This is a genomic window from Frankia sp. Mgl5, assembly GCF_023242985.1.
GTDB classification, from domain to species: Bacteria; Actinomycetota; Actinomycetes; order Frankiales; family Frankiaceae; genus Parafrankia; species Parafrankia soli.
Window position 1 is genome coordinate 1 of sequence record NZ_JALKFY010000019.1, and the last position, 314, is coordinate 314.

Below are 314 nucleotides of genomic sequence, written 5' to 3' on the forward strand. Positions count from 1 at the left end.
GGTTTGTGATTGATATTACCGGCTCGGAAACCGTGCTGGGAACAACCCTTTTATGCGTCTCCATCCCTCGCCTGCTGTTTATGGTGATTGGCGGTGTAGTTTCGGACCGGATCAGCCGCAAGCTGGTCCTCTCCTGCTCTGTTTTCGCCCGTGCCGCCGTGATTGCTTTTTTCAGCCTCCTGCTGTGGCAAGGTAACGATTCCTTTCAACCGTTCTGGGTGTATAGCGTAGCAACAGTGTTTGGTGTCGTCGACGCTTTCTTCTGGCCGGCCCGCGGATCGGTCATGCCGTTGATCGTTTCCAAAGAACAGCTC

1 protein-coding gene is annotated in these 314 nt (G+C 54.5%); it reads left to right on the top strand.

Going from position 1 to position 314, the window contains the following annotated elements; genetic code table 11:
• The coding region (locus MXD62_RS08165; RefSeq protein ID WP_248828797.1) for an MFS transporter at positions 1–314 on the top strand (314 nt) is incomplete at both ends.